Annotated in this window: 22 protein-coding genes; 17 read left to right on the top strand and 5 right to left on the bottom strand. The window is 69.0% G+C overall.

All coding sequences use genetic code 11. From position 1 onward, the window contains the following. The coding region (locus tag GY24_RS13220) for an ABC transporter permease (protein ID WP_104476525.1) at positions 1-1,475 on the bottom strand (1,475 nt) is incomplete at its 3' end. A 184-nt stretch (positions 1,476-1,659) separates the two neighbouring features. Between GY24_RS13220 and GY24_RS13215 the strand changes: the two genes are divergently transcribed. The 3 genes from GY24_RS13215 (at position 1,660) to GY24_RS13205 (ending at position 5,012) form a co-directional block, all read left to right on the top strand. After that, positions 1,660-2,412 carry a response regulator transcription factor gene (locus tag GY24_RS13215; protein ID WP_202972948.1) on the top strand — a complete coding sequence of 251 codons (753 nt, stop codon included), beginning with the start codon at positions 1,660-1,662 and terminating at the stop codon, positions 2,410-2,412. Beyond that, on the top strand, positions 2,409-3,956 hold the full coding sequence (locus GY24_RS13210) for a sensor histidine kinase (RefSeq protein WP_104476522.1): 1,548 nt from the start codon (positions 2,409-2,411) through the stop codon (positions 3,954-3,956). Before GY24_RS13215 ends, GY24_RS13210 begins: the two co-directional genes overlap by 4 nt. A 177-nt stretch (positions 3,957-4,133) precedes the next feature. Beyond that, a complete protein-coding gene (locus GY24_RS13205) occupies positions 4,134-5,012 on the top strand; it encodes a hypothetical protein (RefSeq protein ID WP_104476520.1) in 879 nt (292 codons plus the stop codon). Between the two features lie 56 nt (positions 5,013-5,068). Here the strand turns inward: GY24_RS13205 and GY24_RS13200 are convergent, their stop codons facing one another. From GY24_RS13200 to GY24_RS13190, 3 genes are all read right to left on the bottom strand, one after another. After that, a complete protein-coding gene (locus GY24_RS13200) occupies positions 5,069-5,527 on the bottom strand; it encodes a MarR family winged helix-turn-helix transcriptional regulator (RefSeq protein ID WP_161498741.1) in 459 nt (152 codons plus the stop codon). Positions 5,528-5,538: 11 nt separating this feature from the next. Next, on the bottom strand, positions 5,539-7,248 hold the full coding sequence (locus GY24_RS13195; RefSeq protein ID WP_104476526.1) for an MDR family MFS transporter: 1,710 nt from the start codon (positions 7,246-7,248) through the stop codon (positions 5,539-5,541). 192 nt (positions 7,249-7,440) lie between these two features. Further along, positions 7,441-8,052 carry a TetR/AcrR family transcriptional regulator gene (locus GY24_RS13190; protein WP_161498740.1) on the bottom strand — a complete coding sequence of 204 codons (612 nt, stop codon included), beginning with the start codon at positions 8,050-8,052 and terminating at the stop codon, positions 7,441-7,443. A 392-nt stretch (positions 8,053-8,444) separates the two neighbouring features. Here GY24_RS13190 and rplJ point away from each other — a divergent pair, with 392 nt between their 5' ends. The 9 genes from rplJ to GY24_RS13150 all read left to right on the top strand — a co-directional run bounded on the left by rplJ (position 8,445) and on the right by GY24_RS13150 (position 16,703). Beyond that, complete coding sequence (gene rplJ / locus GY24_RS13185; RefSeq protein ID WP_083365147.1) at positions 8,445-8,930, top strand: 50S ribosomal protein L10; 486 nt, start codon at positions 8,445-8,447, stop codon at positions 8,928-8,930. A gap of 49 nt (positions 8,931-8,979) precedes the next feature. After that, entirely contained in the window at positions 8,980-9,357 is a 378-nt protein-coding gene (gene rplL, locus GY24_RS13180) for a 50S ribosomal protein L7/L12 (protein ID WP_083365146.1), read from the top strand. Positions 9,358-9,744: 387 nt separating this feature from the next. After that, on the top strand, positions 9,745-9,900 hold the full coding sequence (locus GY24_RS17690) for a hypothetical protein (RefSeq protein ID WP_156786410.1): 156 nt from the start codon (positions 9,745-9,747) through the stop codon (positions 9,898-9,900). 175 nt (positions 9,901-10,075) lie between these two features. Next, the gene (locus tag GY24_RS13175; protein ID WP_133161192.1) at positions 10,076-11,134 is read left to right on the top strand and encodes a YncE family protein; all 1,059 of its coding nucleotides are present in this window, start codon (positions 10,076-10,078) and stop codon (positions 11,132-11,134) included. 125 nt (positions 11,135-11,259) lie between these two features. Further along, positions 11,260-12,789: an ABC transporter substrate-binding protein gene (locus tag GY24_RS13170; protein ID WP_161498739.1), complete on the top strand. Its 1,530-nt coding sequence runs from the start codon at positions 11,260-11,262 to the stop codon at positions 12,787-12,789. Positions 12,790-12,861: 72 nt separating this feature from the next. Continuing rightward, entirely contained in the window at positions 12,862-13,782 is a 921-nt protein-coding gene (locus GY24_RS13165; protein WP_104476510.1) for an ABC transporter permease, read from the top strand. Then, complete coding sequence (locus tag GY24_RS13160; RefSeq protein WP_104476508.1) at positions 13,779-14,672, top strand: ABC transporter permease; 894 nt, start codon at positions 13,779-13,781, stop codon at positions 14,670-14,672. The genes GY24_RS13165 and GY24_RS13160 overlap by 4 nt, the downstream gene beginning before the upstream one ends. Position 14,673: 1 nt before the next feature. Beyond that, a complete protein-coding gene (locus GY24_RS13155) occupies positions 14,674-15,732 on the top strand; it encodes an ABC transporter ATP-binding protein (RefSeq protein ID WP_104476506.1) in 1,059 nt (352 codons plus the stop codon). Continuing rightward, positions 15,729-16,703 (top strand): ABC transporter ATP-binding protein, encoded by a 975-nt coding sequence (locus GY24_RS13150; protein ID WP_104476504.1) that lies wholly within the window; start codon positions 15,729-15,731, stop codon positions 16,701-16,703. The genes GY24_RS13155 and GY24_RS13150 overlap by 4 nt, the downstream gene beginning before the upstream one ends. Before the next feature lie 58 nt (positions 16,704-16,761). Here the strand turns inward: GY24_RS13150 and GY24_RS13145 are convergent, their stop codons facing one another. After that, positions 16,762-17,427: a GntR family transcriptional regulator gene (locus tag GY24_RS13145; RefSeq protein ID WP_104476502.1), complete on the bottom strand. Its 666-nt coding sequence runs from the start codon at positions 17,425-17,427 to the stop codon at positions 16,762-16,764. Positions 17,428-17,542: 115 nt separating this feature from the next. Here GY24_RS13145 and GY24_RS13140 point away from each other — a divergent pair, with 115 nt between their 5' ends. The 5 genes from GY24_RS13140 (at position 17,543) to GY24_RS13120 (ending at position 23,013) form a co-directional block, all read left to right on the top strand. Beyond that, positions 17,543-17,998, top strand: a complete 456-nt coding sequence (locus GY24_RS13140; RefSeq protein WP_083365138.1) for a MarR family winged helix-turn-helix transcriptional regulator — start codon at positions 17,543-17,545, stop codon at positions 17,996-17,998. Between the two features lies 1 nt (position 17,999). Next, positions 18,000-19,253 carry an MFS transporter gene (locus GY24_RS13135; protein ID WP_104476500.1) on the top strand — a complete coding sequence of 418 codons (1,254 nt, stop codon included), beginning with the start codon at positions 18,000-18,002 and terminating at the stop codon, positions 19,251-19,253. Positions 19,254-19,471: 218 nt separating this feature from the next. After that, complete coding sequence (locus GY24_RS13130) at positions 19,472-20,815, top strand: ABC transporter substrate-binding protein (RefSeq protein WP_104476498.1); 1,344 nt, start codon at positions 19,472-19,474, stop codon at positions 20,813-20,815. A gap of 87 nt (positions 20,816-20,902) precedes the next feature. After that, a complete protein-coding gene (locus GY24_RS13125; protein WP_104476496.1) occupies positions 20,903-22,036 on the top strand; it encodes a carbohydrate ABC transporter permease in 1,134 nt (377 codons plus the stop codon). Further along, positions 22,033-23,013 (top strand): carbohydrate ABC transporter permease, encoded by a 981-nt coding sequence (locus tag GY24_RS13120; RefSeq protein ID WP_104476494.1) that lies wholly within the window; start codon positions 22,033-22,035, stop codon positions 23,011-23,013. The genes GY24_RS13125 and GY24_RS13120 overlap by 4 nt, the downstream gene beginning before the upstream one ends. Positions 23,014-23,108: the final 95 nt, after the last annotated feature.

Here is a 23,108-nt window from a genome sequence, read left to right as displayed (position 1 = left end):
TCGGCGGGGCGCAGCCGCGCGGCCCGCCAGCCGCCGAACGCCCCCGCGACGAGTCCGCCGAGAACCGCGAGCCCGACGGCCACGAGCACGACGCCGAGGGCGACCGGGGCCTGCAGGGTGATGTCGGTCGACGCGGCCGCGGAGGCCGCCTGCCCGAAGCCGCCCGGCATCCCGCCGGGGCCGCCTGCACCGCCGGGGCCGGCCGCCAGCTGGCTGTCGCCGCCGCCGGTGCCGCCCACGCCGCCGCTCAGGGTGGGGGAGACGAGGTTGATGGCGAGCACCCCGATCAGGCCGACCACGACGCCGACGGCCCCACCGATCAGGCCCTGCACCGTCGACTCCCCGGCGACCTGGCCGACGATGCGCCGGTTCGACCAGCCGATGGCCTTGAGCGTGCCGAACTCACGGGTGCGGCGGTTGACGCCGGAGATCGTGAAGAGGATGGCGAGCAGGAAGGCCGCCAACAGCACGGCGACGGAGAGCCAGAGGCCGAGGCTCGTGACGAGGCTGGACGCCGTGGCGAGTGATCCAGACACGCTCGACGCCAGGTCGGCCTGCGTGCTGACGGTCGCGTCGGGCAGTGCCGCCTCCAGCTCGCTCTGCACCTGGGCGATGTCGTTCGACGACGCGGCCTGCACGTAGACGGTGCTCAGCTGGCCGTCGAGGCCAGAGAGCTGCTGGGCAACGGCCAGCGGGATGTAGACGTTCGCGGCGGTTGCGGCATCCGCCGAGTTCGAGCTGACGATGCCGACGACCTCGAGGCTGCTGTCGCCGACCGCGATGGTGTCGCCGACGGCGAGGCCGGCGGTGGTGGCGTAGTCGGCGTCGAGCACCGCGACCGAGGAGTCGGAGTCGGCGGTGGAGAGGGTGCGGCCGTCGCTGAGCGTCACGGAGGAGAGCGGGCCGACCGCTGCCGCGCTCGGGTCGAGGCCGAGCACGCTGAACGAGTCGACGTCGAAGGAGCTGCCGCCCGCGCCGTCCGGCCCGCCCTGCGGCGGGGCGGCACCGTCGCCGGGAGCCGCGCCCTGCTGCATCTGCGACATGTCGGGCAGCTCGCCGCTGAAGGTGGTGTTGTTCAGCGCGAGGGTGCCGGACGCCGCGGCGACGTTGTCGATGCCGGCGACCGTGGTCAGCGTCGCCGCGTCGAAGGTGCTCGTGCCGCGCGAGGCCTCCAGCCGCGAGGTGCTGATCGCCGTCGTGCCGTCGGAGGAGGCCCCGGCGCCCGCCCCGAAGTCGAAGCGTCCAGGGCCGCCGGAGGCATCGCCCGCACTGGGCGGACTGGGCGACTGGGTCACGGTCACGTCGGTGCCGACGCCGTACATGGAGGACAGCACCGACGCCTGCGCCTCTTTGACGCCGGCGGAGAAGGCATTCACCACGATCACCAGCGCGATCGCGAGGCCCATTCCGACGGCGATGATCACCGTCTGCTTGCGTCGCCCGGCGAGCTCGCGCCGGAGAAGTGTGAAGAACATGGGGCTCCTAAAGTCGATCGTGCGGGGAACGAGGTCAGGGAGCGGCCTCGGCACGATTCCGAAAGTAGGGAGGGCGACTATCGGGTGGCTATGGCGAAGCTGGCAGAACACTATGACGGGTCCATGCGGCATCCGCTGAGCTGGTTCATAGACTTCTCATAGCTCGACGGCACATACTCGATCCGTGACCAGCCCCAACTTCGACACCAGAACCGCCGCCGCCCAGACCGCAGCCCCGCTGCGCGCCGATGGAAGCCCCGTGCGCGTGTTGGTCGTCGACGACGAGCGCTCGCTCACCGACCTGCTGAAGATGTCGCTGCGCTACGAGGGCTGGGACGTGCGCACGGCCGGCGACGGGCGCGGCGCGGTGGCGGCGGCACGCGAGTTCCGCCCCGACGCGATCGTGCTCGACATCATGCTGCCCGACTTCGACGGGCTGGAGGTGTTGCGCAGGGTGCGCGCCGACGGCAGCGAGGTGCCCGTGCTCTTCCTCACCGCCAAGGACTCGCTCGACGACCGCATCGCCGGCCTCACGGCGGGCGGCGACGACTATGTGACCAAGCCGTTCAGCCTCGAGGAGGTGATCGCGCGCCTGCGCGCGCTGATCCGGCGCTCGGCGCTCGGCCAGAGCAGCGAGCCGGTGATCCGGGTCGGCGACCTCGTTCTGAATGAGGACAGCTACGAGGTGAGCCGGGCCGGCGAGCCGATCGAGCTCACCGCCACCGAGTTCGAGCTGCTGCGCTTCCTGATGCGCAACCCGCGCCGGGTGCTCAGCAAGTCCCAGATCCTCGACCGGGTGTGGAGCTACGACTACGAGGGCCGGCAGAGCGTCGTCGAGATCTACATCTCCTACCTGCGCAAGAAGATCGACGCCGGCCGCGAGCCCATGATCCACACGGTGCGCGGTGCGGGCTACATGATCAAGGCGATCGGATGACGCAGGCCCCAGCCACCGCCGGGGCTCCCGCCCGGCCGGTGGCCGGGCCCTCGCCCCTCGACGCACTGCGCGCCCCGCTGACCCTGCGGCGGCGCCTGCTGCTCGGGGTCATCGCGCTGTTCGTGCTGATCACCATGATCGTCGGGCTCGTGAGCGTCGCCGCCCTGCACGGTTCCCTGCTGGACCGCCTGGACGCCCAGCTGTTCTCGGCGGCCGACCGCGGCCGCATCGGCATCAGCGGCGGGCCGCCGCCCGGCGGAACGCTGCCCGGCCGCAACGACGCCAGCCTCGTGCTGAGCGTGCCCGGCCAGCCGGTCGGCACGATCGGCGCCGTGCTGCTCGGCGAATCGGTGCAGTCGGCCGGCCGCATCTCCGAAACCGGCGGCGTGCTCGAAGTCAGCGACGCCCAGCGGGCCGCGCTGCTCACCGTCGCCGCCGACGGCACACCGCACACCGTCGACCTGCCCGGGCTCGGCGATTACCGCGCCATCGTCAGCCCGCAGGGCCCGGCGATCGGCTTCGTCATCGCCCTGCCGCTCGCCACGGTGGAGGGCACCTCGGCCCAGCTCGGGCTGATCATCGCGATCGTCGCCCTCTTCGGCGTCGCGATCGCCGTGCTCGCCGGCCGGCGCCTGATCGACTCCGCACTGGCCCCGCTCGAGCGGGTGACGCAGCTGGCCAGCCGCGTCTCCGAGCTGCCGCTGGACCGCGGCGAGGTGGCCCTAGCCGAGCGCGTGCCGAGCGGGGACGCCGACGAGCGCACAGAGGTCGGGCAGCTGGGCGCCGCATTCAACCGGATGCTCGGGCACGTGGCATCCGCCCTCACCGCCCGCGAGGCCAGCGAGCGCAAGGTGCGCCACTTCGTCGCCGACGCCAGCCACGAGCTGCGCACGCCGCTCGCCGCCATCCGGGGCTACGCCGAGCTCACCCGTCGCAGTCCAGAGGCGCTGCCGCCGGATGCCGCGCACGCCCTGGCCCGGATCGAGTCCGAGTCGCGACGGATGGGCGCGCTCGTCGAGGACTTGCTGCTGCTCGCCCGGCTCGACGAGGGCCGCGCGCTCGAGTCGCTGCCCGTGGACCTGACCGCGCTCGCGGTCGATGCCCTCGGCGACGCCCAGGTGACGGGACCAGACCACGAGTGGGGCGCAGACCTCGACGAGGAGCCCGTCGTCGTGCAGGGTGACGCCAGCCGGCTGCAGATGGTCGTGGTGAACCTGCTCGCCAACGCCCGCGTGCACACGCCGCCGGGCACGACGGTGGAGCTCGGCCTGCACCGGGTCGGCGACCAGGCCGTGCTCACCGTGAGCGATGACGGCCCGGGCGTCGACCCCGAGGTGCAGGGCAGCGTGTTTGAGCGCTTCGTGCGCGGCGACCCGTCCCGGTTCCGGGCGGGGCAGGATGGCCCGGAGGCCGTCGCGGCGCCCGGCACCGGGCTGGGCCTGGCGACGGTGCGTGCCGTCGTCGCGGCGCACGGCGGCACGGTGGCGCTGCAGAGCGAGCCGGGCCGCACCGTGTTCACCGTGACGGTGCCGCTCGCGCCCTGATTCGCTGACACACCGATCTGCCGACACACCGATCTGCCGACGAGCCGGGGACGGATGCCGGCCGGGCCGTGTCCCGGCGAGCGACCCGGCGGCGGTCTATTAGCCTTGTCGCGGGGTTGGGCCTGCACTCGCGGGCGCCGGGCCGGCGTGCCTCCCCGGGTCAGCCAGGAGATTCAGGTGCAGAAGCCGCGCAGTCGACGAGCGTTCTGCGCGCTCGCCGCCGGCGCGTTCGTCGTGGCATCGGCCCTCACGCTCACGGCTCCCGTGCCGGCGCTGGCGGCCTCCGCGGCCCCGGGCGGCGTCGAGCCCGCCGTGGGTGACGTCCTCGGCGTGGTTGACCTTTCCGGCGTGGGGCCGGCCGGGGCCTCGCCGCAGGGCCCGGATCCGCGCTGCGCGCTCGTCGACGTGCAGCTGAGCGGAGAGCCGGTTGTCGCATCGACGCTCACCGCGACGGCCGTCGGCGGGCTGTTCGACGGCGCGCGGGTGCGCTTCGAGTGGATCGTTGAGCCGGCCGCGCCGGGCGCGGGGGAGCCGGGCGCGACGCCGACTGCGTCGCCGTCCCCGACTCCGTCCCCGGCTCCGTCTTCGATCCCGTCCCCGACCCCGACCCCTGCTCCGACCTCGACACCCGCTCCGCCGCGCGGTGAGTACATCGTGCGCGGCGCAGACCTCGGCCAGACGATCCGGGTGCTGGCCATCACCAGAGGCTCGGATGACGCCGCCCCCGCACTCGGCTGCCTGAGCGCGCCGAGCGCAGTCGTGCGCGCCGGGGGAGCGCCCGATCAGGGCGGGGTCACTCCGCCGCTCGTGCCGCCGCTGGTGCCCTTGCCAGAGCCGCCCGTGGCGGCTCTCGCGGACGACGGGACAGCCGACTGGGCCGGGCAGCAGGAGGCCGACGTGCAGGAGCCGGAGGATCAGCTCGTTACCGAGGCGCCGGCTGCGGCGCCCGGCCCCATCGTCAACATCAACGTCTCCGACGACGTGTTGCTGATCGGCGGGCTCGGGGCGCTCGCCGTGATGGCAGGGCTCCTGGTGTTCGGCCGCAACGAGAACTGAGCGCCCCGCCCATCGGCGAGACGCTCAGTCTGTGCGGCGTGGAATCGGCGAGACGCCTACTCTCCGAGCGGCACCTCGGCGAGGCGGCTGAGCAGTGTGGCGAAGCGGTCGAGGTCCTCGCCGGTCCAGTCGGCCAGCCGCGAGCGCAGCAGCGCCTTGTTGCTGTCACGGACGGCGTTGATCTTCAGCACGGCCTCCGGCGTCGCCGTGAGGATGCGGGCGCGGCCGTCGGTCGGGTCAGGGACGCTCACGAGGAGGCCGAGCTCCTCCATGAGCTTCACCTGGCGGCTGATGACACTCTTGTCGGTCATGAGCTGCTCGGCGAGGGCGCCGGCGTGGCACGGGCCCGACCGCACCAGAGACGCCAGCAGCTTGTAGCCCACCGGCTGCAGCTCGGGATGCACGCGCTGAGCCCCGACCTTCCACATCGTGCGAACGCGCGTGAACAGCACGCCCAATTGCGCCTCCACCTCGGCGATCGCCGCGTCGGTGTCCGGGGAGTGGTCGGGGCTCATCTGCTGCATTCCTATTCGGTTGTCTTGCTCTGACCGGAGCCGACGGCCCCCGCATCCACCCGCTCGGACTCCACGTCCGTCGGGTGGGCGAGTCCGACCGCCGGCAGCGCCGCGGTCGCCGCGCCCGCATCGATGAGTGCGTCTTCGGCATCCTCGATCTCGCGCTTCAGCGTACCGGGGGCATCCGGCTGGCCCTTCGCCTCGGCCTTGGCGCGCTGAATCGAGGTCAGCGTGCTGAGCTGCGCGTTCGGCAGGAAGATCACGGCGATCAGCGTGACGATCGCGAGCGGCACGGCGAGCATGAAGATCGTGCCGACACCGGTGCCGTATGCGCTCTCCACGATCTCGCGCAGGAAGTCGGGCAGCAGGTTGACCTGCGGGATGCGGCCATCGCCGAGCGCCTGCATCGCCTCGGCCTGCTTGGCGGGCGAGAGCTTCATCACGTGGTCCTTGATGTTGCTGGCCACGACGGTGCCGAGCAGTGAGCCCATCACCGTGACGCCGATGGTGCCGCCGAGGCTGCGGAAGAAGGTGACCGCGCTGGTCGCGACACCCATGTTCTTGGCCGCGGTCTGGTTCTGCACGACGAGCACCAGGTTCTGCATGACCATGCCGACGCCGGCACCCAGCAGGAACATCGAGACGCCGACGTACCAGAAGTTGGTGTCGTAGTGCAGGAACGTGAGCATGTAGCTGCCGATGACGCTGAGCGCGCTGCCGGCGATCATGAAGCCCTTCCACTTGCCGTGGCGGCTGATGAGGCCACCGACCACGGTCGAGGAGATGAGCAGTCCACCCATCATGGGGATCGTGAGCAGGCCCGACTCGGTCGGGGTCGCGCCACGGGCCAGCTGCATGTACTGGCTGAGGAACACCGAGGTGCCGAACATCGCGACGCCGACAGAGATGCTGGCGACGACCGAGAGCGTGAAGGTGCGGCTCTTGAAGAGGTCCAGCGGGATCATCGGCTCCTTGGCCTTGAGCTCGACGAACACGGCGATGATGAGCAGCAGCACGGATGCCGCGACGAGGCCGATGCTGGTGAGCGAGTCCCACTCGAACTGCGTGCCGCCGAGGCTCACCCAGACCAGCAGGAGCGAGACGCCGCCGGAGATCAGGACCATGCCGAGGTAGTCGATCGAGACCTTGCGCGCGGGGCGCTTGGGCAGGTGCAGGGTGCGCTGCAGCAGGATGATCGCCACAAAGGCGAACGGCAGGGCGACGAAGAAGTTCCAGCGCCAGCCGAGGGTGTCGGTGATCACGCCGCCGAGCAGCGGGCCGCCGATGGTGCCGATGGCCATCACCGCGCCGAACAGGCCGGCGTACTTGCCGCGCTCACGCGGGCTGATGATGTCGGCCATGACGATCTGGCTGAGTGCCGCCATGCCGCCGGCGCCGAGGCCCTGGAACACGCGCATCGTGATGAGCATGCTGGGGTCCTGCGAGAACCCGGCGATCGCCGAGGCCAGCACGAAGATGACCATGGAGAGCTGCAGCAGCAGCTTGCGGTTGAACAGGTCGGCGAACTTGCCCCAGATGGGCGTCGACACGGTGGTGGCGAGCAGGGTGGCGGTGATGACCCAGGTGAATGCGGCCTGGTCACCCTTGAGCTCACCGATGATGAGGGGCATCGAGGTGCCGACGACGGTGCTGGCGATCATCGAGACGAACATGCCGAGGAGGAGGCCGCTCAGTGCCTGCATCACCTCGCGGTGGGTCATGCCGTTCTCGCTGAGCTCTGCGTTTCGCTCCTGCTTGCTCTGCTTGGGGGGACGTGCTTTCTTCGGCGCTTTCTTCGCTACGCCGGTGGTGCTCTGTGACATCGGGCTCCATGATCTAATTGACAACGGTCAACTATATAATTCTAGTTGACCGTTGTCAACTACCGCCCCGGGTCGCGGATGCCGCGGCGGCTAGGAACCCGCCGGCAGGACGCGGGGCGGCGCGTCGATCAGCGCCGCGAGCACCTGGCGCAGCGTCTGCTCCGGCAGGCCCTCGTCCTCTGAGATGTACCGGCGGTAGAGCCCGAGGCCGAGCGCCGCGTGCAGGATCGCGCGACCGTCGGCATCCGCCGGGAGTTCGCCGCGCGCGATGGCGCGCGCGATCAGGGCGTCGGCCGCGGCGTCCTGGGCCTTCAGCACGCTCTCACGCAGAACGCTGGCGACCTCTGGCTCGAACGTGGCCGCCCACGCCACCGCGGGAAGATTGCCGAGCGCGAGCAGGGAGTGCCCGCCGGAGGTGTGCTCGACGAGGTCGTCGAGCAGGGTGCCGGTGTCGATGGCTGGGCCATCCTGGTACCCGCTTGCGATGGCCGCGGCCACCAGCTGGCCCTTGGAGCCCCAACGGCGGTAGATCGTGGTCTTCGAGCAGGCGGCGGCGGCCGCCACGGACTCGATCTCGAGCTTGGTGTAGCCGAGTGCGGAGAGCTGCTGCAGCGTGACGCTCAGGATGCGCTGGCCGAGCGCCGTGTCAACGGGGCGGCCCCTTCGGCGCTTCTCCGGTGCGGGGGTGAGTTCGGCTGCCATGGCGATGTCCTCCCTGCTGAGTGCCTGCAGGTGCGCCAGGGTGTGCAGAGGACTCCGCGCGCACGCAGTGTGTTCCACCCCAGTATGGGGGCTATTCGGCGAAGCTGAGGGATCTTCGGGTCGGCGATGCGGTGTCGGCCGATTTGCGGGCGCCCGCGGCATCCGTTAGTCTCTACGAAGCCAAAGACCGCTGGTTGTCGCTCCGCAGTAATGCAGAGTGGCCGAAGGCTTGTGAGAACAAGGGCCCGCGCAGGTGTGTGAAGTAGTTTTCAATCGTTGAGATTGTCTCCAGCTCCGTGCGCTTGCGCCGGAGCTTTTTTGTTGCCCCAATCCGGGCGGTCTGGGTGCACATCGCTTCCGCGATGTGTGACGTAGACATATAGGAGTAGGCCATGGCGAACAAGGAAGCCACGGTTGCCGAGCTCACGAACCTGTTCGAGACCTCGACCGCCGTTCTGCTGACCGAATACCGCGGCCTGACGGTTGCCCAGCTCAAGCAGCTGCGCGGCAACATCCGTCAGGACGCGAACTACGCCGTGGTGAAGAACACGCTGACCAAGATTGCCGCGAACAACGCGGGGATCACGACGCTGGATGCCGACCTCGTCGGCCCGTCCGCCGTCGCCTTCGTGCACGGCGACTTCGTCGCCGCCGCCAAGGCAGTCCGTGACTTCGCCAAGGTAAACCCGAATCTTGTGATCAAGGCCGGCGTCTTCGAGGGCAAGGCCCTCAACGCCGACGAGGTCAACAAGTACGCCTCGCTCGAGAGCCGCGAGGTTCTGCTTGCGAAGGCAGCGGGAATGATGAAGGCGACGATGGGCAAGGCTGCCGCCACCATCGACGCGCTTCGCGAAAAGCTGGAGACCTCGGCCGCGTAAGCGCCCGACGTTCTCGTTCCACAACACCAAGAAATTTAGGAGATACATCATGGCGAAGCTCACCACTGACGAACTGCTCGAGCAGTTTTCCGGCCTGACGCTTGTCGAGCTCAGCGAGTTCGTGAAGGCGTTCGAAGAGAAGTTCGAGGTCACCGCGGCCGCTCCCGTCGCCGCTGCCGGTGGCGCTGGCGCTGCTGCTGAAGAGGTTGAGGAGAAGGACTCCTTCGACGTCATCCTCGAGGCTGCTGGCGACAAGAAGATCCAGGTCATCAAGACCGTCCGCGAGCTCACCTCGCTCGGCCTTGGCGAGGCCAAGGCTGTCGTCGATGGCGCCCCCAAGGCTGTCCTCGAAGGCGCCAACAAGGAGACCGCCGAGAAGGCAAAGGCTGCCCTCGAAGAGGCCGGCGCAACCGTCACCCTCAAGTAATTTGCGCCCGGCTCGCCGGGCACAAACTGCTGCGTGACGCGCCGTCTCGTGGAGTTTTCGAACTCCATCGAGTCACGCTCCCGCAATTTCGGACGCGGTCTCCTGCCAGTACGAGGTCTCTGACCTCATTACCCAGGTATTCCGCGTTCCGAGGGCGTCGCCCCCGAAACGGGGCGGCGCCCTTTTGCGTTTCTCTGGGTCGCGTTCTCGCGGCCCGGTGCACGACGCGTGAGGAGCCGTCGACGGATGCCTGAGGCATCCGCCCTGCCACTCGGCAGTGTCGGCAACCCCGCGTCCGCGCTGACGCGCCCGCTCGCCTCGGCGAGCCCGCGCGGCTGTGCTCTGCACCCACATCGTGGTGGACGCGCACACAGAAAGCACCACCCCGTGAATACACGAAACACCACCTGGCGAGCATTCGCCGCAGCGCTCGGCGGTCTCCTCGCCGAGGCGTACCTCTCCGGTGACGGAAGCCTGGCCGAGAGCCACCCGCCGGATATGTACCGGAGCCACCTGGCGCAGTCAGCCACCTGGATCCGGTAGTCCACCCACTATGAATGCCCCGACACGCCAGTCGGGGCATTCGCCTTTTCCGGCAGCACTCAGAAACGTCATAGGCATAAACGTCATAGGCGAATTTCTGTATACCAAATCTGCTACCGTCGCCATCAGAGCTCCGCTCGCGGTGGGCTCCAACACATTCAATGACGAACTGGAGATGGTTGTGACCAAGCAGGCGACGAGTACCGTTGGGCGCGATGGCGCGATTCTGGCCGTGACCGAGGGGTGGTCGAACGGGCTCGCCCTGGTGGACCCGAGCGAGGGTGGAGTGGGCGTCATCGCCAGGATCGAGGTCGGGATCGCCCCCTGGGCGGTCGCGGTCCACGAGCCGAGCGGCCGCGCATACGTCTCGACGGCAGAAGGCCTCGCGGTGGTGGACCTCGACGGGCGCGCCCGCATTGCGCTCGTCCCGTTCCTCGACCAGGCCGAGCGTTTCGAGTACGGCGAGGAGCGCCCGGGCGGCACGGGGGTCGTCGTGACCCCGGACGGGCTGACCGTGTACGTCGGGGTGAGCCGCGAGGGCCGCGAGTCCTCCGTCGAGGTGTTCGACACGTCCAGCGGTGTCTTTGTGCGGTCGCTCGACGTCGGCCTGCGCCCGTTCGACGTGCAGATCTCCCCGAGCGGGCACGAGGTCTACACGATCGACCACGACTCCTTCACCGTGCACACGATTCGCCTGGCCGATCACGAAGTGGTGCGGGCCGTGGTCGCGCCCTACGGCGTCGAGGGCGGGCTGCTTTCGCACCAGAAGCCGCACTACGCCGCTGTGTCGGCAGACGGCCGGCTCTACATGCCCTATCAGGGCAAGGGGCTCGTCATCTTCGACCCCGCGACGCAGGAGTACGAGACCCGGGAGATGACCGGCGACACCCACCAGCACGGCGTCGGGCTCACCGTCGATGGCCGGCTGCTCGTCGTCGGGGTCGGGGCCGTCGGGGGAGCGACGTGCGGACCCAGCCTGACGATCCGCGACCTCGCGAATGACCGGGAGACCGTGCTCCCGCTCGAGAAGGGGCACGAGAACGTGATCGAGTGGCTGAGCCCGGCGGATGGGCGCAGCAAGGCGATCATGATGGGCGGCTCGACCAGCCGTGGGCCGTGGGACGGCCTCACGATCGTCGATCTGGAGACGCTGGAGCGCTACGAGGTCGAGGTTGCCGGGCGGCCGCAAATGGGCGTCCTGCTCGCCGGAACTTCGGTCGCCCCATCCTCTTGACAGGGGGCGAGTGATCGTTCAAGATGACGAGGACGTAGTTTTGGTATACCAAACTACCGAGTCGGGGTCGGACAGGTTCCGTGTGGATTCGACATCCCATGCACGCAGTTCCAATGGAGGAAACAATGAAGTTCAAGACCATAGGCGCGTTGGCCGCTGCGCTGCTGACCGCCGGCCTGCTGTCGGGCTGCATGCCCACGGCCGCCGACGCGGGCGGGGGCAACGCCGGCGCTGAGACCGGCGGCGACGTGACACTCGCCATGGCGGCGGAGCCGAGCAACACCGACCCGATCATGACCCGCTCGATCGCGGCGTGGAACATGTACTACGCGATCTACGACGGGCTCACGCGCATCACGGCGAGCGGCGAGATCGAGCCGGGCCTGGCCGAGTCCTGGGAGCACAACGACGACCTCAGCGTGTGGGACTTCACGATCCGCACGGGGGTGCAGTTCCACAACGGCGAGGAGCTGACCGCCGCAGACGTCATCTACACGTACGAGACGATTCTCGGCTCTGACATCTCCACCAACCGGCCAGCCGTCGCGATGGTGAAGAGCGTCGAGGAGGTGGAGCCCGGCGTCGTGCGCTTCACCCTCAACAACCCGTTCAGCGCGTGGCTCAACCAGGTTGCGACGATCGGCATCGTTCCCGAGGCGGTCTACTCCGTCGAGCTGGAGAAGTTCGTCGACAGCCCCGTCGGAACCGGCCCGTTCTCCTTCGTCTCCTGGAACCACGGCGTGAACTACGTCGTCGAGCGGTTCGACGGCTACTGGGGCGAGCCGGCGGCCCTCGACAGCGTCACGTTCGCGTTCGTCGGAGCGGAAGACGCTCGGGTCACGGGTGTCGAGTCCGGCACCCTGGATGCCGCGGTGATCCCGCCGAACCAAGTACCCGTGCTCGAGGGCTCGACCCAGGCATCCGTCATCGCCGCCCCGTCGAACCAGGTCATCTTCCTGGGAGTGAACACCACGGCAGGAGCTCTCGGCAACGAGCTGGTGCGTCAGGCGATCTCGGTGGCAATCGACCGCGAGGCGCTGATCACGCAGCTGCTCGGCGGCTACGGCGAGGCGACCGGACAGCTCGTCGCGGAAGGCGTCACCGGTCACGTCGCGGGCTTCCCCGTTCCCGTCTACGACGCGGCTGAGGCGAAGGCCCTGCTCAAGAAGGCCGGCTACGACGGCGAGGAGATCACGCTCAACTACGCCACGGTCGGGGGCCTCGCGATGAGTGTCGAGATCGCCCAGGCGATCGAGGGCTATCTCACGACCGCCGGCCTGAACATCAAGCTGGTCGGCGCCGAGCAGGCGAGCCAGAGCCTGGCCATCGCGAACCACCAGATCAGCGGGCTCTACCTGAGCTACTGGTCGCCCTCGAGCATGGATGGCGATGTCGTCGTCAGCCAGCTCCTGGCCGGTGGCCCGGAGGACTACGCGCGGGACCCCGCGTTCGCCGAGCTCTACCTCAAGCAGCAGTCAGCCTCCGAGTCGGAGCGCGCCTCCGTGTTCGAGGAGATCTGGCAGAGGAACGCCGAAGTGGTCTCGCACGTGCCGCTGTTCAGCCCGTCGAACAACTTCGCGGTCAATCCCTCGCTGAGCTGGAAGCCCGCCGCCGACGGCATCTTCCGGGCGAGCGACGTCGCGCTCACGCAGTAGCGGAACTGGGCTCCCCCGGCTGCGGCCGGGGGAGCCCTCACCCACCCCCACCCCAGGAAGTCCGGACTCCTCATGACCAAATATGTGGCGCGGCGGCTGCTCCAAGCAGCCCTGACCGTGTTCTGCGTCCTCACGATCGCATTCGTGCTGGGGCGGGCGAGCGGGAAGCCCGCGGCTCTCATGCTCACCGAGGGCGCGACCGAGCAACAGATCCACGACCTGAACGAGACGCTCGGGTTCAACCGCCCCCTCCTCGAGCAGTACCTCGACTTCGCCACCGGGGTGCTCAGCGGCGACTTCGGGAACTCTTACCGCAACCCCGGGGTGCCGGCGATCACACTGATCGCCGAGCGCCTGCCCGCGACGATGACGCTCGCGTTGACGGCCTTCGCGGTCGGCCTCGCGCTCGCTCTGATCGCCGCGCTGGCAATCCACATCCGCGGAAGCAAACTGCTTCGCTCGCTCTTCATCTGGGGCGGGTCGATGCGGCAGTCCATCCCCGACTTCTTCTTCGGTGTGCTGCTCGTGCTCATCTTCTCGGTCGGCCTCGGGGCGCTGCCGAGCCTCGGCTACACGGGGCCGTCCTCGTTCGTCCTGCCCGTTGCGACGATCGCGACCGCGCAATTCGTGCTCTACGTGCGCCTGCTCGATTCCAGTCTCAGCGAACAGGCTGGGCAGGAGTACGTCCGCACGGCGTACGCCCGCGGCAAGAGCCACCCCGCCGTCGTCGTGACCGAGATGCTGCCGAACGCCTTGCTGCCCGTGCTCACGGTCGCCGGGTTGAACCTCGCCGGCCTCCTGGGCGGCGCCGTCATCGTCGAGCAGGTGTTCGCCTGGCCCGGGCTGGGCGAAGTGCTCATCACGGCGGTGAGCCAGCGCGACTTCGCCGTCGTCCAAGCCGGGCTCCTCGTCGTCGCCATGATCTTCGTCATCGTCAACATCGCAGTCGACGTGCTCTATTCGGTCATCGATCCCCGTGTGAGGCCCTCGTGATTCCCACCGTTACCATCGCCATGGCAGTCGAGACCCCGCGTGTCGGGCGCCGGCGCGCCCGCAGCCGCACCCGCGGCTCCGTGCTCCCCTTCGTGGGCGTGGCACTCATCGCAAGCATGCTGCTCTTCGTTCTCATCGTGCCGCTGCTTCCCGGCTTTGACCCGCTCGCGCAGGATCTCTCGCGGGCCCGTCTGCTCCCGTTCGCCGACCCGGCCCATCCCCTCGGGACGGACGCCATCGGGCGTGACTCCCTGAGCCGGTTGGCCGAGGGAGGCCGCACGACCATGCTGATCGCGCTCGCAATCGTCGCGATCAACCTGGTTCTCGGGGTCACGATGGGGCTGTGCGCCGGCTTCTTCGGTGGCTGGATGGACAGCTTCATCACCCTGGTCAGCGAGGTGAACCTGGCGATGCCGGTCGTCCTGCTGCTCATCGCGATCGCCTCGATCGTGGGGCCGAGCGCGCTCCTCATGGTGATCGTGCTTGGCTGCACCTTCTGGATGGGGTACGCGAGGGTGGCGCGGGCGACCGCGATGTCGCTCCGCGACCGAGACTTCGTGCTCGCACCGCAGATGCTCGGCGCCGGCGCCGGATGGACGATTCGCAAGCACATCCTTCCGCACGTCGTGCCGCAGATGCTCATCCTGGCCGTCACGGACATCGGAGTCGTCATGCTGATCCAGGCCGGTCTCGACTACCTCGGGCTCGGCGTCCAGCCGCCATCGCCCACATGGGGCGGCCTCATCCTCGAGGGGCAGAAGACGCTTCGAATCGACCCGTGGCCGGCCGTGCTTCCAGGGCTCGCGATCTTCCTCGTCGTCGTCGGCATCCAATTCCTCAGCCAGAAGTTCACGGCAGAGGGAACCCTTCCCCTTCGAAAGGTGCGCTGAGATGGCCATTGCGCCGACGCAGTCTCTGCCCGATTCCGTGCCCGTCCTGCTCCGGGTCACCGATTTGGTGATCGTCACAGACACGCCGAGCGGCGAGGTCACGCTCGTCGACGGCGTGTCCTTCGAGGTGCGGACCGGAGAAGTGCTCTGCATCGTCGGTGAGTCCGGATCGGGCAAGAGCCTCACGATGCTCGCCGTGATGGGGCTGCTCCCCGTCGGCCTGCGCGTCACGCGGGGCTCCATCCAGTGGCGCGGCCGCGAGCTCCTCGGCCTGCGTGATCGCGCCATGCGCGGCATCCGCGGCAAGGAGATCGGCATGATCTTCCAAGACCCGATGACATCGCTCAACCCGCTCCGCCGCGTGGGCAACCAGCTGGCGGAGGCCGTGCGCCTGCACAACAAGGTCGACAGGAAGCAGGCGCTCGCGCGGGTGCACGCCCTGCTGCGCACCGTCGGGGTGCCGCAGCCGGAGACGCGGGCGCGGGCCTACCCGCACCAGTGGTCCGGCGGGATGCGACAGCGCGCCATCATCGCGATGGCGATGGCCAACGACCCGGATCTGCTGATCGCCGACGAGCCGACGACCGCGCTCGACGTGACGATTCAGGCGCAGGTCATGAGCACGCTCGAGGCGGCCAGGGAGGAGCTCGGCTCCGCCCTCGTGCTGATCACGCACGACCTCGGGCTCGCCGCAGAGAACGCGTCGCGCATGCTCATCATGTACAGCGGCCGCATCGTCGAGTCCGGCGACGTCGTCGAGGTGTTCGAGCGACCCACCCACCCCTATACCCAGGGGCTGCTGGCCAGCCTGCTGCGTGACGACAGCGAGCGGGCGTACGCGATCCCCGGCAATCCGCCGTCGCCCCGCAACCGGCCACGCGGCTGTGCCTTCGAGCCGCGCTGCGCGGTTGCGCGGGGTCAGGCCAGCTGCAGCGAGGTGCGCCCGATGCTCACCGATCGCGGCAACGGCGTGCGTTCCGCCTGCCACTTCGCGAGCGGGCCGATCCCGATCGCGATCGGAATCCGGCCGTCATCCGCCCCGAGCGAGGAGAAGGTATGAGCGAGTTCGTCGTCGAGGTCAAGGACCTCGCCGTGCATTTTGGTCGCGCGGGCCGGTTCGCCTCCGGTCGCGTCGTGAAGGCCGTCGACGGCGTGAGCCTCGAGCTGAAGCGCGGCCAGACGCTGGGCCTCGTCGGGGAGTCCGGTTGCGGCAAGTCGACACTCATCCGATCGCTGTTCGGGCTCACGCCCGTGACCCGCGGCTCGATCGAGGTGTTCGGCAAGGACATCACCGCCAGCAGCCGCTCCGAGCGCAAGCGTCTCGGCACGCAGATGCAGATGGTCTTCCAAGACCCGTACTCTGCCCTGGACCCGCGGATGACGGTGCACGAGATTGTCGCAGAGCCGCTCAGGATCGCCGGGCGCTACGACGCGAAGGCCGTCGCCGAGCTGCTCGACCGCGTCGGCGTGAGCGCCGAGATGGCACAACGCAAGCCCTCGGAGTTCTCCGGCGGCCAGCGCCAGCGGGTCGGCATCGCCCGCGCCCTCGCGCTCAAGCCCGAGGTGCTCGTGCTCGACGAGCCCGTCTCCGCGCTCGACGTCTCAATCCAGGCGCAGATTCTCAACCTGCTCGCCGAGCTGCAGAGCGAGCTGCAGCTCGCCTACCTCTTCGTCTCGCACGACCTCGCCGTCGTGCGCCACATCGCAGACGAGGTTGCCGTGATGTACCTCGGGCGGATCGTCGAGCGCGGCCCGAAGAACGATCTCTTCACCGCTCCCCGCCACCCGTACACCCGCTCGCTGCTGGCCTCCGCGCCGGTTGCCCGGCCGGGCGCCGCGCGCACGAAGCACGCGCTCGCCGGGGAGCCGCCGGACGCGGCCAACCCGCCGAGCGGCTGCACCTTCCGCACGCGCTGCCCGATCGCGCGCGATCGGTGCGCCGCCGAGCGCCCCGCTCTCGGCGCCGACACCGCGCACTCCGCCGCCTGCTTCTTCCCCGACGTCGCGGCGCGCGAGATGGCGACGGTCTAACGGGGCCAGGGTCCCGGCTGCTGGCTGGCGGCGGGCGGCGGCGTTGGGCCGTGCGCGCTCAGCCCTGAACCGAGTCCTCCGGCTCGAGCGCGAGGTGGCGCTCGAAGGCGCGTCGGCTCGTCTCCAGGTGTGCGAGTGCGAGCGCGGCCGCGGCCTCCTCGTCGTGGCTGGCGAGTGCGGCGTAGAGCCGCGCGTGTTCCTCGTGCATCTCGATGGGGTGGTCGTGCTGGCCGAGCAGCCAGCGCATCCGCCCACTCAGGGTTCGCCAGATCTCGGCGAGCAGCGAGTTGCCCGAGATCTCGATCACAATCTCGTGGAAGGCCGCGGATCCGGCTCGCGAGGCGGCCGCGTCGCCATTCGCCGCGGACTTCGATTCGTCGGACAATGCCAGGGCGAGCCGCGCGAGCTCGCTCGCGCTCGCGTTGCGGGCGGCGAGTGCGAACGCGAGGGAGTCGATCGCGGCACGCATCTCGAAGAGCTCCTCGATGTCGCGTTCGGAGAACTGGCGCACCGTCATCCAGCTGTTCGGCCGCGGCGAGACGAGGCCCTCTGCAAGCAGGACGCGCAGTGCCTCACGCACCGGCACACGGCTGACGCCGAGGGCCGCGGCGATCTCGCGTTCGACCAGGCGCGAGCCCGGCCCCCGCGCGCCTCCGATGATCTCCTCGCGCAGAATCCGGGTGACGCGAGCCGATTCCCCCTCGCTGTGTGTCACGCCTGTCATGTCGCCATCATACTGACGGGGCTCAGGCGCATTTCGAGGGTGCGGGCGGTGCCCATTTCCTCCGAGAAATGGCGGGAACGGCCTTTTGCATAGTCAAGCTATGTAAAATGGCAGGATGGCACACTCAGTCGATCAGCTTCCCGCGGTTCTCGGCGAACTCATCGTGGTGAGCAACAAGCTCACGCGCATGGCGGCGCAACTCACCGACGGCACCGAATCCCCGGCCGTGTGGCGCACCCTGAGCGCGCTCCGGCACGCCGGTCCCGTGCGCCTGGGCGGGCTCGCCGCGCTCAGCCGTGTGGCGCAGCCCACCATGACCAAACTGGTGCACACCTTGGTGGAGCGCGGCTGGGTGCAGCGGGTTGCCGACCCGGCGGATGCCCGGGCCACGCTGCTGGCCGCGACGGAGAGCGGCGAGGCCGCGCTGGAGGCCTGGCGGACCGAGCTCATCGCCGCGATCCTGCCGCAGTTCGAGGGGCTCGACCCCGACGAGATCGCTGCGATCGCCCGTGCCGTCGGCATCGTGCAGCAGCGCCTCGATGCGCCCATCGCGACCACGAAAGAAGCATGAGATGACAGACGTTCTCGAAGCCCGCAGCAGCATCCTGCACCAGCCGAAGGCGGTGTGGGCTGTCGCCTTCGCCAGCGTCGTCGCGTTCATGGGCATCGGCCTGGTCGACCCGATCCTGCCGGCCATCGCCGATGAGCTCAGTGCCACGCCCACCGAGACGGTCATGCTCTTCACCAGCTACCTGGTGATCACCGGGGTCGCGATGTTCTTCACGAGCTGGATCTCGAGCAGGATCGGCCCGAAGAAGACGCTGCTGGCCGGCCTCGCCCTCATCGTGGTCTTCGCACTGGCGGCCGGCCTCGCCGGCGACATCGAGACCATCATCGGCTTCCGGGCCGGCTGGGGCCTCGGCAACGCGCTGTTCATCTCGACCGCGCTGGCGACCATCGTCGGTGCGGCGTCCGGCGGCACCTCCTCGGCGATCATCCTCTACGAGGCCGCCCTCGGCCTCGGCCTCGCCATCGGCCCGCTGCTCGGCGGCCTGCTCGGCAGCATCAGCTGGCGCGGGCCGTTCTTCGGCACCGCGGCGCTCATGGCCGTCGGGTTCATCGCGATCCTCGTGCTGCTGAAGCCCGGCGCGGTCGACGGCGCCGCCCGGCCAGCCCCGACGCGCCTCTCCGCGCCGTTCCGGGCCCTCGCCCGGCCGGCGCTCGGCATCCTCGCGGCCGCCGCCGTGTTCTACAACTTCGCCTTCTTCGTACTGCTCGCCTACACGCCGTTCGCGCTCGTGCCGCTCGGAGTCGGTGACGCCATCAGCCTCGGCCTGGTCTTCTTCGGCTGGGGCGTCTCGGTCGCGATCACCTCGGTCTGGGTCGCGCCGATCCTCACCAGGCGGATGCCGCGCACCCGGGTGCTCTGGCTGGTGATGCCGCTCCTGGCCCTCGACCTGCTCGCCATGGCCCTGTTCGTGCACTCGCTCGCGGCCGTGATCGTCGGCGTCGTGGTCGGCGGAATGCTGCTCGGCATCCTCAACACGGTGCTCACCGAGTGCGTCATGGAGGCCACCGACCTGCCCCGTTCCGTCGCCTCCGGCGCCTACTCCGGCGTGCGCTTCCTCGGCGGCGCAGTCGCGCCGCCCGTCGCGACGCTGCTGGCCGAGGCGCTCTCCCCATCGGCGCCGTTCGTGGCCGGGGCGCTCGCCGTGCTCGTCTCCGTGGCCATCGTGATCCTCGGCCGGCGCTGGCTGCGCGCGGCCGACGGCCTGCAGGAGACCCCGCTCGAGGAGGCGCAGGCCATCAGCCTCGGCGACGCCTAGCGCGCCTTCGCGCCGCGCTCCGGCGCCCGGATGCGGCCGCCGCGCCGGATAACGATTCGACTGTCAGCGGCGCCGCCGTGCTCCCGAATCATTGAGTTGAGCGGCACTCACTGCTTAACGTTGTCGTGACGATCCCCTCGTCGGCCTTGCGCATCCTGCGCACACTCGCTTGACTGGCCGACGTGGGAGCGCTCTCACGCACTCAATGAGGAGGAATCATGCAGTTGAAGAATTCTCGCCGGGTACTTCTGCCGGTGGCAGCCCTCGCGGCCCTGGGGCTTCTGCTCTCAGGGTGCGCGTCTGATTCGGGCGGTGGGGGCAGCGCCCCGGCCGGGCCGGGCGACGCGGGCGAGGCGGACGGTGTTGTGACGATCTACGGCACGATCGTCGACACCGAGGCCGAGCTTCTGGAGCAGTCGTGGGCCGACTGGGAGAAGGCCAACAACATCGACATCCAGTACGAGGGCAGCAAGGAGTTCGAGACCCAGATCGCCATTCGTGCGCAGGGCGGCAACGCCCCGGACCTCGCCATCTTCCCGCAGCCCGGGCTCTTCTCGGACATGGTCTCGCGTGACTACATCCAGCTCGCGCCGGACGGCGTCGCCACGAACGTCAAGGACGGCTGGTCGGAGGACTGGGCCGGTTACGCCAGCGTGGACGGCACGCTTTTCGGCGCCCCGCTGATGGCCAGCCTCAAGGGCTTCGTCTGGTACTCGCCGGCACAGTTCGCTGAGTGGGGCGTCGAGGTTCCGACCACGTGGGACGAGATGATGACGCTCACCAAGACCATCCAGACAGCGACGGGCAAACCGCCGTGGTGTGCCGGATTCGGCTCCGACGCCGCAACGGGCTGGCCAGGAACCGACTGGATCGAAGACATCGTGCTGCGCCAGGCCGGACCGGAGACCTACGACAAGTGGGTCAGCCACGAGATCCCGTTCACCGACCCGGCGATCTCGGACGCATTCGACTCGCTCGGTGAGATCCTGCTCAACCCGGACTACGTCAACGCCGGCTACGGCGACGTGCGCACGATCAACGCCACCCCGTTTGGCGATGTCGCCCGTGTCATGGGCGACGGAACCTGCGCGATGACCCACCAGGCCAGCTTCTTCGACGGCTTCCTGCAAGACCCGAAGAACGGCAACGCCACAGTGGGCCCCGACGCCGACATCTGGGCGTTCATCACCCCCTCTGTTGAGGCCGGCGGCAACGCCGTGACCGGTGGTGGCGAGATCGTCGGTGCATTCTCCAATGACGCCGACACCATCAAGGTGCAGGAGTACCTCTCGAGCGCCGACTGGGCCAACAGCCGCGTCGCCCTGGGCGGCGTGCTGAGCGCCAACAAGGGCCTCGACCCGGCCAACGCCTCCAGCCCGATCCTGCAGGAAGCGATCACCATCCTGCAGGACCCGAGCACCACCTTCCGTTTCGACGCCTCCGACCTGATGCCCAGCATCGTGGGCGCCGGCTCGTTCTGGACGGGGATGGTCGACTGGATCAACGGCAAGTCCACCGAAGAGGTGCTGAAGACGATCGACGCCTCCTGGCCGTCTGAGTAGCACCCTCACACGAGCGGATGCCGGTGGCCCTGGCCACCGGCATCCGCTCACCTCAACACAGGTACCAGCGAACACGAGAGAGGGCCCATGTCCGCGTTCTTCAGTTGGATAGCGAGCTTGCCGGCGTTGCTGCAAGTCGTCGTCGTGGTGATTGCCTTCGGCGCCGTGATCGCGCTGCTGATCTTCTTGCTCGAGGTCGCACCCCGCAGCGGGCGCAAGTACACGGTGATCCGGCTCGCCGCATGCGTGCTGGTGCCGCTGCTGGCGTTCCTGTTCCTCGGCTCCGTGCTCTGGGCCGCGGCCGTGGCCGCCGTGCTCGGCGGAGTCTTCTTCTGGCTCGACTACCGCTCCAGGCAGGGTGCCGGCTACCTGTTCCAACTGGTCGGCTTCCTCACCCCCGCCTTCCTGCTGATCGCGATCGGCCTGATCTACCCCACGATCATCACGACGGGGCAGGCCTTCATGAACAGCCGCGGCAACCGCTTCGTCGGCTTCGAGAACTTCGTCTGGATCTTCACCCAGGAGACCGGCATCCGCACCGTCGTCAACACGATCATCTGGGTCATCTTCGTGCCGATCCTCGCGACGGTCATCGGCCTGGCCTACGCGGTGTTCATCGACAAGTCGCGCGGTGAGAAGTACTTCAAGGCCCTCGTCTTCATGCCGATGGCGATCTCCTTCGTCGGGGCGAGCATCATCTGGGGCTTCATGTACACGGCGCGCCCGGCCGACCAGCCGCAGATCGGGCTGCTCAACCAGATTGTGGTCATGTTCGGCGGCGAACCCGTGGCCTGGCTGGCGCATCAGCCCTGGAACACGTTCTTCCTGATCGTCGTGATGATCTGGATCCAGACTGGCTTCGCCATGGTCGTGCTCTCCGCAGCCATCAAGGGCGTGCCGATCGAGCAGTTGGAGGCCGCCGAGATCGACGGGGCGAACGGCTGGCAGCGCTTCCGCAACGTCACCGTGCAGGCGATCAAGCCGTCGCTCATCGTCGTGCTCACCACCATCTCCATCGTGTCGCTGAAGGTCTTCGACATCGTGCGCACCATGACAGCCGGCGCCAACGGCACGAGCGTGCTGGCCAATGAGATGTACAGCCAGTGGAAGGGCTTCGAGCTCGGTCGCTCTGCGGCGCTCGCGCTGGTGCTGTTCCTGTTGGTCGTGCCGATCATCGTGTACAACGCCAGACAGCTCGCCAAGCAGAGGGAAATCCGATGAGCCGCACAGAGACCGAGCTGGTCACCACCGCAGGCTCCGGCCGCGCTCGCCGCGGCGCGGCGTTCGGGCGCAGCGGGAACGACACCGCGCAGGGCCGGGTCAAGAACCGGCTCACCAACCGCTGGGCGACGCTCGCCGCACTGCTGATCGCCGTGTTCTGGACGGTGCCGACCCTCGGCCTGTTCATCTCGTCGATCCGCCCCGCCGCCGACATCACCCGCTCCGGCTGGTGGACCTGGTTTGCCAACCCCGCGGTGACGCTGGACAACTACCGGGACGTCCTCGCGGCGGGTAACAGCCAGCTGACGATGGCCGACTCCTTCCTCAACTCCATCGCCATCACGATCCCCGCCACCCTCATCCCGTTGTGCATCGCCACGCTCGCCGCCTACGCCTTCGCGTGGATCGACTTCAAGGGGCGCAACGCCCTGTTCATCGGGGTGTTCGCGCTGCAGATCGTGCCCATCCAGATGGCGCTGGTGCCGCTGCTCAGCCTGTTCTCGCGCGGAGTCAAGATCGGCAACGTGGAGCTGTTCGGCAACCTGGACGCCGGCGTCGGCTACACCCAGGTGTGGATCGCGCACTCGATCTTCGCTCTGCCGTTGGCGATCTACCTGTTGTACAACTTCATCACCGAGATTCCGGCCGAGGTGATCGAGGCCGCACGGGTGGATGGTGCCGGCCACGGGCAGATCTTCTTCCGGATCGTGCTGCCGCTGACGATGCCGGCGATCGCGTCGTTCGCGATCTTCCAGTTCCTCTGGGTCTGGAACGACCTCCTCGTCGCCCTCGTCTTCGCCGACGGCAAGGTCGCGCCGATCACCAAGCTGCTGGCCGAGATCTCGGGAAGCCGCGGGCAGGACTGGAACCTGCTGACGGCGGGCGCCTTCGTGGCGATCATCGTGCCGCTGATCGTGTTCTTCGCGTTGCAGCGCTACTTCGTGCGCGGGCTGCTGGCCGGCTCGACCAAGGGCTAGGCGCGAGGCGCCCAGGGCTGGGCGCGGGGCGCGGGGTGCTGCCCCGCGCCTCGCAGCCCACCTCACCTCCCCGGCTGGCGGCGCAGCTGTGCCCG

The organism is Microterricola pindariensis (assembly GCF_002936985.1).
Classification (GTDB): Bacteria; Actinomycetota; Actinomycetes; order Actinomycetales; family Microbacteriaceae; genus Microterricola; species Microterricola pindariensis.
This window is presented reverse-complemented; position numbering and strand designations above follow the sequence as displayed.

What these genes read in the sequence shown, in the direction of transcription:
- GY24_RS13135 (WP_104476500.1), top strand. Translation starts at nt 18,000, where the DNA reads ATGACAGACGTTCTCGAAGCCCGCAGCAGCATCCTGCACCAGCCGAAG.
- GY24_RS13155 (WP_104476506.1), top strand. Translation starts at nt 14,674, where the DNA reads ATGGCCATTGCGCCGACGCAGTCTCTGCCCGATTCCGTGCCCGTCCTG.
- GY24_RS13210 (WP_104476522.1), top strand. Translation starts at nt 2,409, where the DNA reads ATGACGCAGGCCCCAGCCACCGCCGGGGCTCCCGCCCGGCCGGTGGCC.
- GY24_RS13195 (WP_104476526.1), bottom strand. Translation starts at nt 7,248, where the DNA reads ATGACCCACCGCGAGGTGATGCAGGCACTGAGCGGCCTCCTCCTCGGC.
- GY24_RS13175 (WP_133161192.1), top strand. Translation starts at nt 10,076, where the DNA reads ATGGTTGTGACCAAGCAGGCGACGAGTACCGTTGGGCGCGATGGCGCG.
- GY24_RS13140 (WP_083365138.1), top strand. Translation starts at nt 17,543, where the DNA reads ATGGCACACTCAGTCGATCAGCTTCCCGCGGTTCTCGGCGAACTCATC.
- GY24_RS13125 (WP_104476496.1), top strand. Translation starts at nt 20,903, where the DNA reads ATGTCCGCGTTCTTCAGTTGGATAGCGAGCTTGCCGGCGTTGCTGCAA.
- rplL (WP_083365146.1), top strand. Translation starts at nt 8,980, where the DNA reads ATGGCGAAGCTCACCACTGACGAACTGCTCGAGCAGTTTTCCGGCCTG.
- GY24_RS13200 (WP_161498741.1), bottom strand. Translation starts at nt 5,527, where the DNA reads ATGAGCCCCGACCACTCCCCGGACACCGACGCGGCGATCGCCGAGGTG.
- GY24_RS13150 (WP_104476504.1), top strand. Translation starts at nt 15,729, where the DNA reads ATGAGCGAGTTCGTCGTCGAGGTCAAGGACCTCGCCGTGCATTTTGGT.
- rplJ (WP_083365147.1), top strand. Translation starts at nt 8,445, where the DNA reads ATGGCGAACAAGGAAGCCACGGTTGCCGAGCTCACGAACCTGTTCGAG.
- GY24_RS13145 (WP_104476502.1), bottom strand. Translation starts at nt 17,427, where the DNA reads ATGACAGGCGTGACACACAGCGAGGGGGAATCGGCTCGCGTCACCCGG.
- GY24_RS13165 (WP_104476510.1), top strand. Translation starts at nt 12,862, where the DNA reads ATGACCAAATATGTGGCGCGGCGGCTGCTCCAAGCAGCCCTGACCGTG.
- GY24_RS13120 (WP_104476494.1), top strand. Translation starts at nt 22,033, where the DNA reads ATGAGCCGCACAGAGACCGAGCTGGTCACCACCGCAGGCTCCGGCCGC.
- GY24_RS13130 (WP_104476498.1), top strand. Translation starts at nt 19,472, where the DNA reads ATGCAGTTGAAGAATTCTCGCCGGGTACTTCTGCCGGTGGCAGCCCTC.
- GY24_RS13170 (WP_161498739.1), top strand. Translation starts at nt 11,260, where the DNA reads ATGAAGTTCAAGACCATAGGCGCGTTGGCCGCTGCGCTGCTGACCGCC.
- GY24_RS13190 (WP_161498740.1), bottom strand. Translation starts at nt 8,052, where the DNA reads ATGGCAGCCGAACTCACCCCCGCACCGGAGAAGCGCCGAAGGGGCCGC.